A 14,621-nucleotide genomic window follows, 5' to 3' on the forward strand; every position below is an offset into this window, starting at 1 on the left:
ACGTTCAGAACTGGCGGACAAGAGTCAACCAAACCGACATCAGACCCACCCCGCGCCATCGGGCGACCGTGCGCGGGGCGCCGACCCACAGGAGCAGGAGCAGGAGCGCACCGGTCCAGAGCAGCAGCGGGCCCGGGATCCTCAGCGAGGTGACCGTGACCGGCGCGAGCATGAGGACCGCGGGAATGAGGCCCGAGGCGAAGTACCTCCCGAGTCCGATGAGCAGCAGTGCGGAGAGCGCGAGCGCCGCGAACCAGACCGACAGCACGACGTCGAGCAGCGCGCCCGACAACTCGACCGGGGGGACGCCTTCCGAGACGGCGAGCTGCGTCTCCTGCACGAGCCGCAGGGGCTCGCGGCTCCATTGCGACAGCCTGCCGTCCCTCAGCAGCGCCCACGCGAGCAGTGCGGCACCGGACACGACGCCGATCGCCCACGCCGCAAGTCGCCGGCCGGGCCGCAGCGTCAGCGCCGCGCCGCTCACCAGCACCACCGCGCCGACCGCGCTCAGCGCCTGCGCGGTCCAGGCGCCGCCCACGAAGACCTCCCGCAGCGCGACGAGGCACACGACCCACAGCGCGCCGAGCAGCACGGATCCGAGCAGCGGGTGCCAGGATGCCCGAGCGCCGCCCGCCGATTCCCCCGCAGTGCTCTCGGGCGCGCTCCCGAGCGCGTTCCCGGCCGCGGTCGCGGTGCCCGCGCGCTTCGCCGCCGCGCTCATCCCGGCCGTCCCGTGCCGGCCGCGGCCGCGGACCCGGCGGCCACGGACCCGGCGGCCGCGGACCCGGCGACCGCGCCCGCCGCGGATGCCCGAGTGCCCGGTGCACGCACGAGTTCCCACCCCCGGGGCAGCGCGGATCCGGGGGTGGAACCGCGCACCTCGGGCGAGGTGATCACCACTGTCCCGGCGGGAGAACGGGACGCGAGCGCCACGACCTCGGGCGTCACCGAGCCGGTGATGATCGCAGTGGGCCGGAAGTCCAGCCCGGCTGGTCGCGCATCGGAGGGACCGGACACCGGCTGCGCCCGTGCGAGGACGCGCACCGGCTGCGCCCGCGCGAGGGCGCGCAGCGCCTCCGCGGCTCCGACGGCCGCACGGTCGACCAGCGGCGTTCCCCCCGCGCCGCGCACGGTGCGCAGGTCCAGTGCGGACCGTCGGGGCGCCGTGCGACGCGCGACGACACTCCCCCCGAGCCGCGTCACGAGCGCCGCAGCCAGCGAAACCGCCTGTTCGAAGTCTTCGGGCGGGGTGCCGTCGCGCGCCGCGCGATACGCGTCGGAGTCCACGATCAGCGCGACCGCGAACCGCTCACCCGTGCCGTGCTCGGGGAGATTCACGAGCAGCCGGTCTTGTCTGGCGCTCTGCTTCCAGTGCACCCGGCGCGGCGGATCGCCGGGCCGGTACTCGCGAAGCGCCTCGCCGGCCTCCTCGGCGGTGACCGAGCGACTGCTGCCGGGCGTGGGGCGGACCGCCTGCCGGGGCGGCGTTCTGTGCGCGCCATCCCGTGCGCCGAGGCCTCCCGGCATCAGCTCGGGCGGCAGCGGCGTCGGCAGCACGAGCACCTCGGCGCTGGCGCCGAGGTGGATCCGCATCCTCGCGATGCCCAGCGGGTCAGAGATGACGAGGGCCGCGGCCGAGAGCGCGAACGCCCCGCGGCGTTCGGCCGTCCACCGCACCGACTGGCGCGCCTCCGCGCGCCGCCGCAACACGATCGGTCGGGCGCCGACGTCGCCCGGCATCTCCCATACCAGCTCGGCGCTGTGCGAGCAGGCGAGGTCGTGCTGCACGACGGCGGTCGCCGTCACCACGTCTCCCGCGGAGGGGGTGCGCACATCGGTCGTGAGCTCGGCCCGCGGTCGGAGCCGGATGCGGATGAGCAGCAGCCACACGATGGACACCGCGACCGCCGCGACGGCGAGAGCCGCCAGCGCCAGCACATCGCGCAGGCGCACTGCCGCCCAGAGGCCCCCCGCGGCCGCCGCGAGCACGAGCAGGGCCGCGCCGCGCGCAGTGAGCGTCAGCGGCATCGCGCGCAGCAGCCGCGGCGAACCGTTCATCGCACGCCGGGTACCCGCGTTCGGGCGACGATGTCGCGAACGATCGCAGCGGCCGCGGCGAGCGAGTCGGCGGCGGAGGCGTGGAGATCGCCGGTGACGATCCGGTGCGAGAGCACGATCCCGGCCAGCGCAGCGACATCGTCCGGCGAGGCGTATGCGCGACCCGACATGGCCGCGCGCGCCCGGGCCATCTGCGCGAGATGCAGCGAGGCCCGGGGGCTCGCACCGTGCACGATACCCGGGTGCTCCCGTGTGGCCGAGACGATCGACACCAGATAGCGCGCGATCTCAGGCGCGAGATGCACCTGCGACACCGCGCGCCGCGCGGCGACGACCTGCGCGATCGGCACCACAGACGCCACCTCGGACAGCACCCCCTCAGCGGGGTGCGGTCCGAGCAGCGAGACCTCGGCCTCGATGGACGGGTAGCCCAGCGAGATCCGTGTCATGAATCGGTCGCGCTGCGCCTCCGGAAGCGGAAACGTGCCCTCCATGTCCTGCGGGTTCTGCGTGGCGACCACCATGAAGGGACGCGGCAGCGGGTACGTCGTGCCGTCGACCGTGACTCGCCCCTCCCCCATCGCTTCGAGCAGCGCGGACTGGGTCTTGGGCGTGGATCGATTCACCTCGTCCGCGACGACGACGTTCGCGAAGATCGGGCCCTCATGGAAGCGGAACTCCTTCGACGCCTGATCGAACACGGACACGCCGGTGACGTCGGTGGGCAGCAGATCGGAGGTGAACTGGATCCGGGCCGCGTGCGCCCCGAAGCTGCGGGCGAGCGCCGACGCCAGCGTGGTCTTGCCCACTCCGGGGACGTCCTCGATGAGCAGATGTCCGCCCGCGAGCAGTGTGGCCACGGCAGCGTGGATCTCGGCGGGTTTGCCGATCACTGCGTTGCCGACCTCGTCGGCGATCCCGCGCGCGATCTCGGCGACGGTCGCCGCCTCCACTGCTGTCATGTGCGCCATGCGTCCCGTCGCCTGTTCTGCCCTGCACGCCGACTCCGTGGGTGACGGCCGACGCTGCGTGTGCTCCCATGCTCGCACGACACCCCGAGAATGCGCCGCACCCCAGCCCGGCCCGCTCCGTCAGGTGCCGACCGCGATCGGCGAACGCGCCCGCAGCCGCGGTGCGCGACGCCCGACGCGCCGCGCACCTGGAATACTTGAGGGGTGACGCAGCACTACTTCTCAGAGACCCCGGCGGGCGAACTCCGGACCCGGGAGATCGAGGTGCACCTGGCGGGGGCGCCGCGCACCGTCGTCACGGCGGGAGGCGTCTTCAGCCCCGATCATCTCGATCGGGGCACTGCGGTCCTGCTCCGCGCGCTGGCCGGCGCCGACGAGGGCCTGGGCCCGGTGCTCGACATCGGGTGCGGCTGGGGGCCGATCGCGCTCGATGCCGCGCTGCGCGCGCCCGAGCGGACTGTGTGGGCCGTCGACGTCAACGAGCGCTCCCGGGCCCTCACTCTCGAGAACGCCGCACGCCTCGGGCTCACGAACCTGCGCGTCGCTGCCCCCGATGACGTGCCCGCGACCGTCGAGTTCGCCGACATCCGCTCGAACCCGCCGATCCGAGTGGGCAAAGAGGCGCTGCACGGGATCCTGCAGCGGTGGCTCCCCCGCCTCGCGGCCGACGGTACGGCGCATCTCGTCGTGGCGAAGCACCTCGGAGCCGATTCCCTGCAGCGGTGGATCGGCTCCGAATTCCCCGAGATGCGCGTGGATCGCGCCGCACGGGACAAGGGCTTCCACGTGATCCGCGCGCGACGCTGAGCGCCGTCCGGGCCCCCGCGAAGCCCCGCCCGAGGCTCAGGCCCCGGGCCCGCCCCCAGACCCAGGCTCCCCCGAAAACCTTCTTCGCGCGTCAGTAGTTGCGGCCATTCCTCAGCGGAAGCAGCAACTACTGACGCGCGAAGAGCGGGGCGGATCGGGGCGGCCTCGGGGCAGCCCCGCAGACTACGGCAGTTCGATCTCCCCGGAGTACACGAGCTCGGCGGGCCCGTTCAGCGACACGTGCTCGCCCTCCTCGGTGGGGAACATGCGCACGGCGAGTCGGCCGCCGGGCACCTCGACGCTCCAGTGGTTCGGCATGCCATCGCCGCCCCAGTGGCGGAACGCGAGCGCGGCAGCCGCGGTGCCCGTGCCGCAGGAGAGCGTCTCGCCGACGCCCCGCTCGTACACGCGCATGCGGATGCGCGCCACGCCGTCCTTCACGAGCGGCTCCTCGGGCACGACGAACTCGACGTTCGCGCCCTCGGCGGGTGCGGGATCGAGCGTCGGGGCGCGGTGCAGGTCGAGGCTCTCGAGCTCGCCGACGTGCGCGAGAGCGGTGACCACGTGCGGATTGCCGAGGTCGATCCCGAGCCCGGGCCGCGCGACGTCGAGGCCGTAGGCGGCGACGAGCCGCTCCTCCGCGAGGCGCCAGCGGCCGAGATCCACCGTGTAGCCCGAGACGCCGGCGAGCACGTCCTTCACTCCCGCGCGGGTGCCGATGGGCAGGGTATCGCGACGCTCGGGCGTCACGAGGCCCTCGGAGACGAGGTAGTGCGCGTACACGCGGATCCCGTTGCCGCACATCTCGGCGGGGGTGCCGTCGGCGTTCCAGTAGTCCATGAACCACTCGGCCTCGGGCTCCTCCTCGAGGATCGCCGCACCCTCGGGAATGGCGCGCGAGCGCACGGCCCGGATCACCCCGTCGGCGCCGACCCCGAAGCGGCGGTCGCAGAGGAAGCGGATCTGCTCGGGCGACAGCGTCAGCTCTCCCTGCGGGTCGGTGAAGAGCACGAAGTCGTTGCCCGTGCCATGGCCCTTGGTGAAGGAGAGCGTGGTCATTGCTCCAGTCTACGGGCGCGCGACCCGCGTCAGCGTCAGTCCGCGCCTTCCCGGGTGGCCGTGCCGTCGATCCACTCGACCCCCGGGTAGCGCTTGAACCAGCTCACCTGACGGCGCGCGTAGCGACGGGTGAGCGCCTGCGTCTCTGCGATCGCTTCCGCCTCGGTCATGCGGCCGGCCAGCTGCGCGAGCGCCTGCGCGTAGCCGATGGCGCGGCTCGCCGTCCTTCCCTCCTCGATTCCGTGCGGGATCAGCCCGCGCACCTCGTCGAGCAGGCCGTCGCCCCACATGCGCTCGACGCGCCGGTCGAGCCGGTCGACGAGCGCGGCGCGCTCGCAGCGCACGCCGAGGATGCTGGTGTCGGCGCGCCACAGTCGCGGCTGCTCGGGCAGCGTGACCTGGGCATCGCCGCCGAGCAATGCCACCTCGAGGGCGCGCACCACCCGGCGCGGATTGCGGGCGTCGACGGCGTTGGCGGTCTCGGGGCTCAGCGCGCGCAACCGCTCGAGCAGCGCGTCGACGCCGCGGGCGTCGAGCTCCTCCTCGAGATGCGCGCGCAGCGCGTCGTCGCGCGGAGGGAAGCGGAAGTCGAAGAGCACGCTCGACACGTAGAGGCCCGATCCTCCGACGAGGATCACGTCCGAGCCGCTCTCCGCGAGGCGTTCGATCACCGATCGCGCGAGCGACTGGTACCAGGCGACCGCGGCCTCCTCGCCCGGATCGAGCACGTCGAAGAGGTGGTGCGGGATCCCGCGCCGCTCCCCCGGCGGGAGCTTCGCCGTACCGATGTCCATGCCCCGATACAGCTGCATCGCATCGGCATTGACGATCTCCACCTGCCGACCGGCAGAGGCGAGCTCCTCGGCGAGGTCGAGCGACAGCGCTGATTTGCCCGTGCCCGTCGCGCCGACGATCGCCCACAGACGGGGCGCAGCGGGTTCGGGGGATGCTGAGCGCACCACGTCAGCGCGCGGTGACGGTGCGGAGGGTCGGCATGCCGAGACCGACGGACTTCGGCGCACCGGGCGCTGCGGGCGCGGGAACCCCGCAGCTGTCGGCTTGCCGGCGATCCCAGGCGTCGCCGGCCCGGGTGCGGCGCACGGCGTAGACACCCGGCTGGTCGAGTGCGACGTCGGCGCGCTCGGCCGGGGTGTCCGCGATCAGGAAGTGCGGGGCCGCAGCGGTGACCTCGACGGTGACCACGTCACCCGGCCGCGGCTCTGCACCGCCGGAGGGCACCGCGAAGTGTACCAATCGGTTGTCTTCCGCCCGGCCCGAGAGACGTCGGGTCTCCGCGTCTTTCTTCCCCTCGCCGACCGACACGAGCACGTCGATCGTGCGGCCGATCTGCGCCTGGTTCTCCTCGAGCGAGATGCGCTCCTGCAGCGCCAACAAGCGCTCATAGCGCTCCTGCACGATCGCCTTGGGAACCTGGTGCTCCATCGTCGCCGCGGGGGTGCCGGGACGGATCGAGTACTGGAAGGTGAACGCGCTCGAGAATCGCGACTGCTCCACGACGCGCAGCGTGTCCGCGAAGTCCTCGTCCGTCTCGCCGGGGAAGCCGACGATGATGTCGGTGGTGATGGCGGCGTGCGGGATCCGTTCGCGTACGGCGTCGAGGATGCCGAGGAACTTCTTGGAGCGGTAGGAGCGCCGCATGGCCTTGAGGATCGTGTCGGATCCCGACTGCAACGGCATGTGCAGCTGCGGCATCACATTCGGGGTCTCGGCCATCGCCGCGATCACGTCGTCGGTGAAGGCCGCGGGGTGCGGGCTCGTGAAGCGCACGCGCTCGAGACCCTCGATCTCCCCCATCGCTCGGAGGAGCTTGCCGAAGGCCTGCCGGTCGCCGAACTCGACGCCGTAGGTGTTGACGTTCTGCCCGAGCAGGGTGACCTCGATCGCGCCGTCGTCGACAAGGGCCTGCACCTCGGCCAGGATGTCGCCCGGGCGGCGATCCTTCTCCTTGCCCCGCAGCGCGGGAACGATGCAGAAGGTGCAGGTGTTATTGCACCCGACAGAGATCGAGACCCACCCGCTCGACGCGGAGTCGCGCTTCGTGGGGAGCGTGGAGGGGAAGACCTCGAGCGCCTCGAGGATCTCGACCTGCGCCTCGGCGTTGTGCCGGGCGCGCTCGAGCAGCTGCGGCAGCGACCCCATGTTGTGCGTGCCGAAGACGACGTCGACCCAAGGGGCCTTCTCGACGATGGTTCCCTGATCCTTCTGCGCGAGGCATCCGCCGACCGCGATCTGCATGCCGTCGCGCTCGCGCTTCACACCCGCGAGGTGCCCAAGATTGCCGTAGAGCTTGTTGGCGGCGTTCTCACGCACGGCGCAGGTGTTGATCACGACGACGTCGGCGTGCTCGGGCTCGTCGGCAGGCACGTACCCGGCCGCTTCGAGCGAGCCCGACATGCGTTCGGAGTCGTGCACGTTCATCTGACAGCCGAGCGTGCGCACCGTGTAGCTCCGGGGGCTTCCATCGGGGCGCAGCGCAGCCGGCGAGGGCGCGATCGCGGTGGGTGCGGCGGGTGCGAGACTCATGCCATTCAGTGTACCGACGCCCACCGCACCGAGTGCCTCGCCCCGCGCTAGCTGAACCGCACGCCGCTGCTCGAGCCGTTGCCGCGCGAGGCGCCGTCGAGCGCCTCGCGGGCAGCGCGCATCGCCGGTTCGCCCGACCAACCCCGTCTGGCGAGGAATCCCAGCAGGCGCCGCTCCGCGGTCTGGCGCTCGAGACCCGCCAGCTTGCGCGCGCGGTCCTGCGCGGTCTCTCGCAGAATCGTGAACTCCTCGTCGGTATCGAGCTCGCCCAGCGCTGCTTCGATGACCTCGTCGGGGAGCTTGCGCGCCCGGAGCTTGAGGCGGATCTGGGAGCGGCTGGCACGCTTGGTGTCGCGCAGCTTCTCGGTGAGCAGGCGCGCGAGGCCCGCGTCGTCGAGGTAGTGGCTGGTCTCGAACTCGTCGATCACCAGCTCCACCTCGTGCGGATCGTGCTCGAGACGCAGCAGCTCCTCGCGCAGCTCCCCGCTGGACCGTGCTCGGCGCGCGAGGATGCGGACCCCGTCCTCGCTCGCAGACCGATCGTCGGGCTCGTCCGGCGCGTCATCGACGCCCTGCGGCGACACTGCCGATGCCCGCTGCAAGACCTCTCCGCGCTCGGCAGGGACCGTGGGCTGCGGAGCGACGATTGCGCCGCTCCGATCTCCGCCGCCCGCACCGCTCGAGCTTCCCGCCAGCTCGCCTGCGGCGTCGACATCGCCGACTCCGTGCGGCCGCGCACTCGACGTACGGCGCTGCAGCATGGCGCGCAGCTCGATCACCTCGGCGAGGTCGCCGCGATCCTGAGCCGTCTCGGCGGCGCGCTCACCGGGATCGGGGAGAAAGCGAACGGCCACGGTGCTAGGCGCTCGCCCGCTGCGGCGCCTCGGCCACCGGAGCAGCCGCCGCTTCGTCCTGCGCGGGCTCCTCGCTGCGACCGTTGACTCCGAGCTTCGTGAGGATCTTCTCTTCGATCTCGGCGGCGACATCCGGATGCTGGATGAGGAAGCGGCGCGCGTTCTCCATCCCCTGACCTAGCTGATCGCCGTCGTAGGTGAACCAGGCGCCGCTCTTCTTGATGAACCCGTGCTCGACCCCGTAATCGATGAGGGACCCCTCGCGCGAAATACCGACGCCGTAGAGGATGTCGAACTCGGCCTGCTTGAAGGGCGGAGCCATCTTGTTCTTGACCACCTTCACCCGGGTGCGGTTGCCCACCGCATCGGTGCCGTCCTTCAGCGTCTGGATGCGACGGATATCGAGGCGCACCGAGGCGTAGAACTTGAGCGCCTTTCCGCCGGAGGTGGTCTCCGGGCTGCCGAAGAACACGCCGACCTTCTCGCGCAGCTGGTTGATGAAGATGCACGTGGTCTTCGTGGCGTTGAGGCTGCCGGTGATCTTGCGCAGCGCCTGCGACATCAGTCGAGCCTGCAGACCGACGTGGCTATCACCCATCTCGCCGTCGATCTCGGCCTTCGGCACGAGCGCCGCCACCGAGTCGATGACCACGAGGTCGACCGAGCCGGAGCGGATGAGCATGTCGGCGATCTCCAGGGCCTGCTCGCCCGTGTCGGGCTGTGCGACCAGCAGCGCGTCGATGTCGACGCCCAGCTTCTTCGCGTACTCGGGATCGAGGGCGTGCTCGGCGTCGATGAACGCGGCGATGCCGCCCGCCCGCTGCGCATTCGCGATGGCGTGCAGCGTGAGCGTGGTCTTGCCGGAGGACTCGGGACCGTAGATCTCGATGATGCGGCCGCGGGGAAGCCCACCGATGCCGAGAGCGACGTCGAGGGCGACCGAGCCGGTGGGAATCACCTCGACGGGCGCGCGCTCGACACTCCCCATGCGCATGATCGCCCCCTTGCCGAAGTTCTTGTCGATCTGCGCGAGGGCGGCCTCGAGCGCCTTCTCGCGATCCTTGGGTGCTGCCATGATCCTGCTCCTTCGTGTGTGCGCGGCCGCGCCGCTGGGTTGCTGCCTACCGACTGTCTCGACCCCGGAACGGAGCAGACAAGGCATCGATGGCCGATTGCTTCACACCCTAGGAGGAACCACTGACACTGACGTCTCAGACGGTCGGACTGTGGATGGAATGCGGATCAACTCACCTGTGCACGAAGATAGCACCTTTCGAACACATATTCGAAGCATGCGCGTCTGCGTGTCGCGCCGGTCGCGCGGGCGAATGGCCGCCCGGGATCGGAACGCAGCGTCGGCACGATCACTCCCGCGGATCCCGCAGCCCGCGCCCGTAGCGGCGATGCTCGGGCACTCCGAGATCGGCGCAGAGCGCCTCCCAGACCGTGCGCGCGGGCACGCCGCGGTCGAGCGCCTCGTCCGCGGTTCCCCCGAGCGCCGCGAGCCAGTGGTCGCGCAGCAAGACACCCGAGTAGTCCTCCCCGAACTCGGAGACGCACGCCCGACGGAACTCGCTCAACCGCACGCCGTCACCTCGAGGAACGGCGAAGCGCCCGACCCCCGAGGGGCCGGGCGCTCGAACCGCGCGAGAACCGCGCAAAGACCTGCCCGTCGCACCGGGTCAGGACACCAGCTCGGGCGCATACCCCGAGACCAGGTCCGCCGGCACCGTGTCGGGCACGCGGTCTGCGAGCGGGATCGCAAGCCCCTCGACCACCGCGAGACGCTCGCTCACTTCTCCCATGATCACCGAGAGCGGGGTGTCGAGCGCGTCGGCGACGGCGGCGAGGATCTCGCTCGACGCCTCCTTCTGCCCGCGCTCGACCTCACTCAGGTAGCCGAGGGCGACACTCGCCTCACCGGCGACCTGCCGCAGCGTGCGGCCCTTCTGCAGACGGAAGTCACGCAGCACGTCGCCGATTTCCTGACGCATCAGCACCATGTGGGCCCTCCTCTTCACTCGCACGAACCGGGTCGTGCATCCACCATACCCGCTCGCAGGCGGGATCGCCGCTGCGGGAACACCGTTCAGTCTGACCGGTGTCACTGGGAGTAACCCCGAGAATACCGACCCTATTCCTGAAACTTCGCTGAACTTGAGTCGAGTTCGCTCACATTTTCGTGAGTTTCGAGATCTCCTCGGCCAGCAGTACCAGCGCCGCTCGCACTGTGGCCGATCGGATCTCGGCTCGATCTCCCGCCAGCACGAATCGCCGGGAGACCTCGCGGGGTCCCGCGCTCACGGCGATCCAGACCGTGCCTGCGGACTGGCCGGTCTGCGGATCGGGATCGGGGCCGGCGACGCCGGTCGTGGAGACGCCGATATCGGCCGGCACCGGCGCGGCGCCGGGCTCGCGCGCGACGGCGCAGGCAGCCCGCACCCCGCGCGCCATCTGCAGCGCGACCTGTTCGTCGACCGGCCCCCGCTCGCGCAGCAGGTCGAGCTCGACGCCGAGCAGCGAGTGCTTCACCCAGGTGTCGTAGGCGACGACGGCGCCGGACAGCGCACGCGAAGCGCCCGGGATCGCAACCAGCGCGTCGGAGAGCAGCCCTCCGGTCAGGGACTCCGCGACCGCGATGCGGAGCCCGCGCGCGGCGGCCCACTCGATTGCACCGGCCGCGAGCGCCCGCTCGGCGACGGGGGGCGTCTCGCCGGGCACCGCCGCCTCGGAGTTCACGCGGCGGTCCGTCGAGCGCGCGCGAATGCGACGACGTAGTCGATCCCGCTCACGATCGTGAGGAGCACCGCGGCGGTCATCGTGACGACGTTCGCCCAGTAGGCGACCGGTGCGAGCGCGCCGAGCACGCTCGCCAGCGGCAGCAGTGCCAGCGTGATCGCCACGGACTGGGCGACCGTCTTGAGCTTACCCATCCACGCAGCCGCGACCACCACGTCGTGCGCGATCAGGAGGCGATGGATCGTGATGCCCACCTCCCGCACCAGCACGACGATGGTCACCCACCACGGGAGCTCGCCGAGGATCGAGAGCCCGACAAGAGCCGCACCGGTGAGGAACTTGTCGGCGATCGGATCGAGCAGCTTGCCCAGATCCGTGATGAGCCCACGGGACCGCGCGAGATGGCCGTCCCACGCGTCGGTGGCGATCGCCACGACGAAGAACACCGCTGCCGCCCAGCGCCAGGGCCCGTTCGCGCCGTCGTCCGCGAGCAGCATCCACACGAAGAAGGGCGTCGCGACGATGCGCGCTGCCGTGATGATGTTGGGAGCGTTCCAGTTGCTCGGCTGCTCGCGTGCGGGCCCGCCGCTCGTGCTGCTGTTCATCGTCAGTCCCGCCCCGTCAGTTGCCACGCGTCCTCGTCGTCGTCGCCCTCGACCTCCTCGAGGCCGGCCTGGTGCTGCGCGATCGGGTCGTCGTATCGCGCATCGCCGAAGCCGTCCGACGATCCGAGGGGTTCGATGATGTCGGTCTCGGACTCCTCCGCGACCCCGGGGGCCGCGGGCGGGCGGGCGGCAGCGGGATCCGCCTGCTGCGGCAGCGCCTGCGTCGCAGGCGCCGCGGCAGGCGCCGCGGCCGGCGGAGCGGCGAACGCCGCGGGCGTCGGCGAACCGCCGCCCTTGATGCGGGTGATGACCTCGGGCAGCTGCTCGGGAGTGACGAGCACGTCGCGCGCCTTCGACCCCTCGGACGGCCCGACGATGTCCCGCGACTCCATGAGGTCCATGAGGCGGCCGGCCTTGGCGAAGCCGACGCGCAGCTTGCGCTGCAGCATCGAGGTCGAGCCGAACTGCGAGGTGACCACGAGGTCGATCGCTGCGAGCAGCACCTCGAGGTCGTCGCCGATGTCCTCGTCGATCTCCTTCTTCTCGGCCGCCTGCGCGACGTCGGCGCGGTACTCGGGCTGGGCCTGGGCCTTGACGTGCGCGACCACCTGCGAGATCTCGGCCTCGCCCACCCAGGCGCCCTGCACGCGCATGGGTGTCGATTCGCCGTTGAGCAGCAGCAGGCCGTCGCCCTGACCGATCAGCCGCTCGGCGCCGACCTCGTCGAGGATGACCCGGGAGTCGGTGCCCGAGGCCACGGCGAAGGCGTAGCGGCTCGGCACGTTCGACTTGATGACGCCGGTGACCACATTCACGGACGGACGCTGCGTGGCGAGCACGAGGTGGATGCCGGCCGCGCGCGCGAGCTGCGTGATGCGCTGGATGGAGTCCTCGACATCGCGCGGCGCGACCAGCATGAGGTCGGCGAGCTCGTCGACGACCACGAGGAGGTAGGGATAGGGCTTGAGCACGCGCTGACTGCCCGCGGGGAGCACGATCGAGCCCGAGCGCACCGCCTCGTTGAAGTCGTCGATGTGGCGGAACCCGAAGCTCGCCAGATCGTCATAGCGCATGTCCATCTCTTTCACGACCCACTGCAGCGCCTCGGCGGCCTTCTTCGGGTTCGTGATGATGGGGGTGATGAGATGCGGCACGCCCTGGTAGACGGTGAGCTCGACGCGCTTCGGGTCGACGAGCACCATGCGCACCTCGGCCGGCGTCGCGCGCATGAGCAGGCTCGTGATCATCGAGTTGATGAAGCTCGACTTGCCGGAGCCGGTCGCTCCCGCTACGAGCAGGTGCGGCATCTTGGCGAGGTTGGCCACGACGAAGCCGCCCTTCACGTCCTTGCCGACACCGATGGTCATGGGGTGGGTGCTGCGCTGCGCCTTGTTCGAGCGCAGCACGTCGCCGAGGGCCACGTTCTCGCGGTCCTTGTTCGGGATCTCGATGCCGATGGCGCTCTTGCCCGGGATCGGCGAGAGGATGCGCACCTCGTTCGACGCCACCGCGTAGGAGAGGTTCTTGGAGAGCGCGGTGACCTTCTCGACCTTCACGCCAGGACCGAGCTCCACCTCGTACTGGGTCACCGTGGGGCCGCGCGAAAAGCCCGAGACCCGCGCGTCGACCTTGAACTCCTCGAACACGCGCGCGATCGCCGCCGTGATCTGATCGTTGGCGTCGGTGTGAGTCTTGGGGGCGTCGCCCGCGGCGAGGGTCGACTGGTCGGGCAGGCGGTACTCTGCCCGACTCGCGGCAGGATCGTGCGGCGGGGCGACGGCGAACGGTGCGACGGGGGCGGCATCGGCCGACGCCGCCGCGGGCTCGACGGCGGGATCGGCGAAATCGTCCCACGAATCGTCGCCGAGACCCGAGGCGCGGGAGCCGCCCGCGGCCTGCACGGCGGCCTCCGCCTGATCAAGTTCGTCGAACAGGTCGGAGGGGAACACGTCGGTCGGCGCCTCGGGCGCGAGCGCGGATTCGAATGCGCCGTCGGACGTCGCCTCCTCAGCCGAGCCTCCGAGCGCGGAATCGAGCCCGACCCGGTCTGCGGCGTACTCCGGATCCTCCTCGCGACCCGAATCGGTGCGTCGCCACCAAGGTACGGAGGAACCGTCGCCGTCCTGCTCCTCGAGGTCGAAGAGGGTCTCCTGCTCGCTCTTGCGGGAGCGGCGGGACTTCTTCGACTCGGCCGCTGCGGGTGTGCCGTCCTCGCTCGATTCGCTCTCGACCACGCCGAAGAGGAACTCGTACGCCTCGCGCAGGCGGCGCACGATCCGCCCGGGCGGCGTCTTCGTGATGATCAGCACCGACATCGCCAGCAGCAGCGACAGCACCGGCGTGGCCACCCACACCGTGAGGAAGAGCAGCGGCGCCCCGATCATCCAGCCGAGCAGCCCGCCCGCCTCGGCGAGCGCGGGCATGCCGTCGCGCGGGACCGGCTGACCGCCGTAGATGTGGGAGAGGCCCGCGATGCAGGTGATCGCGAGGAACAGACCGATCGCGATGCGGCGGTTGTCGTTGACGCTCGAGGGATGGTTGAAGAGCCAGAGCGCGAAGCCGACCATGATGATCGGCAGCCCGAACGCCACCCGCCCGAAGAGCCCCCCGAAGGTCCAGGCGTCGAGCTGCACCGCGACGGGCTGCCCGATGAAGAACCACTCGACCACGGCGCCGACCACCGCGAGCAGCACGAGCAGCATGGGGACGCCGTCCCGACGATCGGCCGGTGCGAGGGGCTCGACGCGGAAGGCGCGCGCGGCGCCGCCCACCGCGTGCGCGAGTCCGTTCCAGGCGCGCACGAGCACGCCCTCGGTGGGCTCCGGCTCGGCGAGCACCTTCGTTCTCGCGGTCGCGCGGGTGCCCGCGGCACGGGAACCCCGTGCCGCGGTCTTGCCCGTTTTTTCGCGCGAGGAAGCTTTGCTGGCCATACTCCGAGGGTACGTTCGACCTCGGACATTCGCGAGGTGACGCTCCGGCACGGA

General features: G+C 71.2%; 14 protein-coding genes. 1 reads left to right on the forward strand and 13 read right to left on the reverse strand.

Going from position 1 to position 14,621, the window contains the following annotated elements; all coding sequences use genetic code 11:
* Positions 1-4: 4 nt before the first annotated feature.
* From EVS81_RS02685 to EVS81_RS02695, 3 genes are read right to left on the reverse strand one after another with little or no spacing between them, the layout of a single operon-like run.
* Complete coding sequence (locus tag EVS81_RS02685; RefSeq protein ID WP_130109016.1) at positions 5-721, reverse strand: hypothetical protein; 717 nt, start codon at positions 719-721, stop codon at positions 5-7.
* Positions 718-2,058, reverse strand: coding sequence for a DUF58 domain-containing protein (locus EVS81_RS02690; RefSeq protein WP_130109017.1), 1,341 nt, complete (start codon positions 2,056-2,058; stop codon positions 718-720). Before EVS81_RS02690 ends, EVS81_RS02685 begins: the two co-directional genes overlap by 4 nt.
* Positions 2,055-3,020 carry an AAA family ATPase gene (locus tag EVS81_RS02695; protein ID WP_130109018.1) on the reverse strand — a complete coding sequence of 322 codons (966 nt, stop codon included), beginning with the start codon at positions 3,018-3,020 and terminating at the stop codon, positions 2,055-2,057. The genes EVS81_RS02690 and EVS81_RS02695 overlap by 4 nt, the downstream gene beginning before the upstream one ends.
* Before the next feature lie 213 nt (positions 3,021-3,233).
* Here EVS81_RS02695 and EVS81_RS02700 point away from each other — a divergent pair, with 213 nt between their 5' ends.
* A complete protein-coding gene (locus EVS81_RS02700) occupies positions 3,234-3,836 on the forward strand; it encodes a class I SAM-dependent methyltransferase (RefSeq protein ID WP_130109019.1) in 603 nt (200 codons plus the stop codon).
* A 183-nt stretch (positions 3,837-4,019) separates the two neighbouring features.
* Here the strand turns inward: EVS81_RS02700 and dapF are convergent, their stop codons facing one another.
* From dapF to EVS81_RS02750, 10 genes are all read right to left on the reverse strand, one after another.
* Positions 4,020-4,895 carry a diaminopimelate epimerase gene (gene dapF, locus EVS81_RS02705; RefSeq protein ID WP_130109020.1) on the reverse strand — a complete coding sequence of 292 codons (876 nt, stop codon included), beginning with the start codon at positions 4,893-4,895 and terminating at the stop codon, positions 4,020-4,022.
* Between the two features lie 35 nt (positions 4,896-4,930).
* Positions 4,931-5,857, reverse strand: coding sequence for a tRNA (adenosine(37)-N6)-dimethylallyltransferase MiaA (gene miaA, locus EVS81_RS02710; protein ID WP_240739935.1), 927 nt, complete (start codon positions 5,855-5,857; stop codon positions 4,931-4,933).
* Between the two features lies 1 nt (position 5,858).
* Complete coding sequence (gene miaB / locus EVS81_RS02715; protein ID WP_130109021.1) at positions 5,859-7,439, reverse strand: tRNA (N6-isopentenyl adenosine(37)-C2)-methylthiotransferase MiaB; 1,581 nt, start codon at positions 7,437-7,439, stop codon at positions 5,859-5,861.
* Positions 7,440-7,486: 47 nt separating this feature from the next.
* Complete coding sequence (locus EVS81_RS02720; protein WP_130109022.1) at positions 7,487-8,293, reverse strand: regulatory protein RecX; 807 nt, start codon at positions 8,291-8,293, stop codon at positions 7,487-7,489.
* 4 nt (positions 8,294-8,297) lie between these two features.
* Positions 8,298-9,368, reverse strand: a complete 1,071-nt coding sequence (recA, locus tag EVS81_RS02725; protein ID WP_130109023.1) for a recombinase RecA — start codon at positions 9,366-9,368, stop codon at positions 8,298-8,300.
* Between the two features lie 289 nt (positions 9,369-9,657).
* Positions 9,658-9,879, reverse strand: coding sequence for a DUF3046 domain-containing protein (locus tag EVS81_RS02730; protein WP_130109024.1), 222 nt, complete (start codon positions 9,877-9,879; stop codon positions 9,658-9,660).
* 96 nt (positions 9,880-9,975) lie between these two features.
* Positions 9,976-10,296 (reverse strand): helix-turn-helix domain-containing protein, encoded by a 321-nt coding sequence (locus EVS81_RS02735; RefSeq protein ID WP_130109025.1) that lies wholly within the window; start codon positions 10,294-10,296, stop codon positions 9,976-9,978.
* A 169-nt stretch (positions 10,297-10,465) separates the two neighbouring features.
* A complete protein-coding gene (locus tag EVS81_RS02740) occupies positions 10,466-11,032 on the reverse strand; it encodes a CinA family protein (protein ID WP_240739936.1) in 567 nt (188 codons plus the stop codon).
* Complete coding sequence (gene pgsA, locus EVS81_RS02745) at positions 11,029-11,637, reverse strand: CDP-diacylglycerol--glycerol-3-phosphate 3-phosphatidyltransferase (RefSeq protein ID WP_130111253.1); 609 nt, start codon at positions 11,635-11,637, stop codon at positions 11,029-11,031. The genes EVS81_RS02740 and pgsA overlap by 4 nt, the downstream gene beginning before the upstream one ends.
* Positions 11,638-11,639: 2 nt before the next feature.
* Entirely contained in the window at positions 11,640-14,567 is a 2,928-nt protein-coding gene (locus EVS81_RS02750) for a DNA translocase FtsK (RefSeq protein ID WP_130109026.1), read from the reverse strand.
* Between the last annotated feature and the right edge of the window lie 54 nt (positions 14,568-14,621).

Origin of the sequence: Leucobacter triazinivorans, assembly GCF_004208635.1 — a bacterium.
Lineage (GTDB): Bacteria > Actinomycetota > Actinomycetes > Actinomycetales > Microbacteriaceae > Leucobacter > Leucobacter triazinivorans.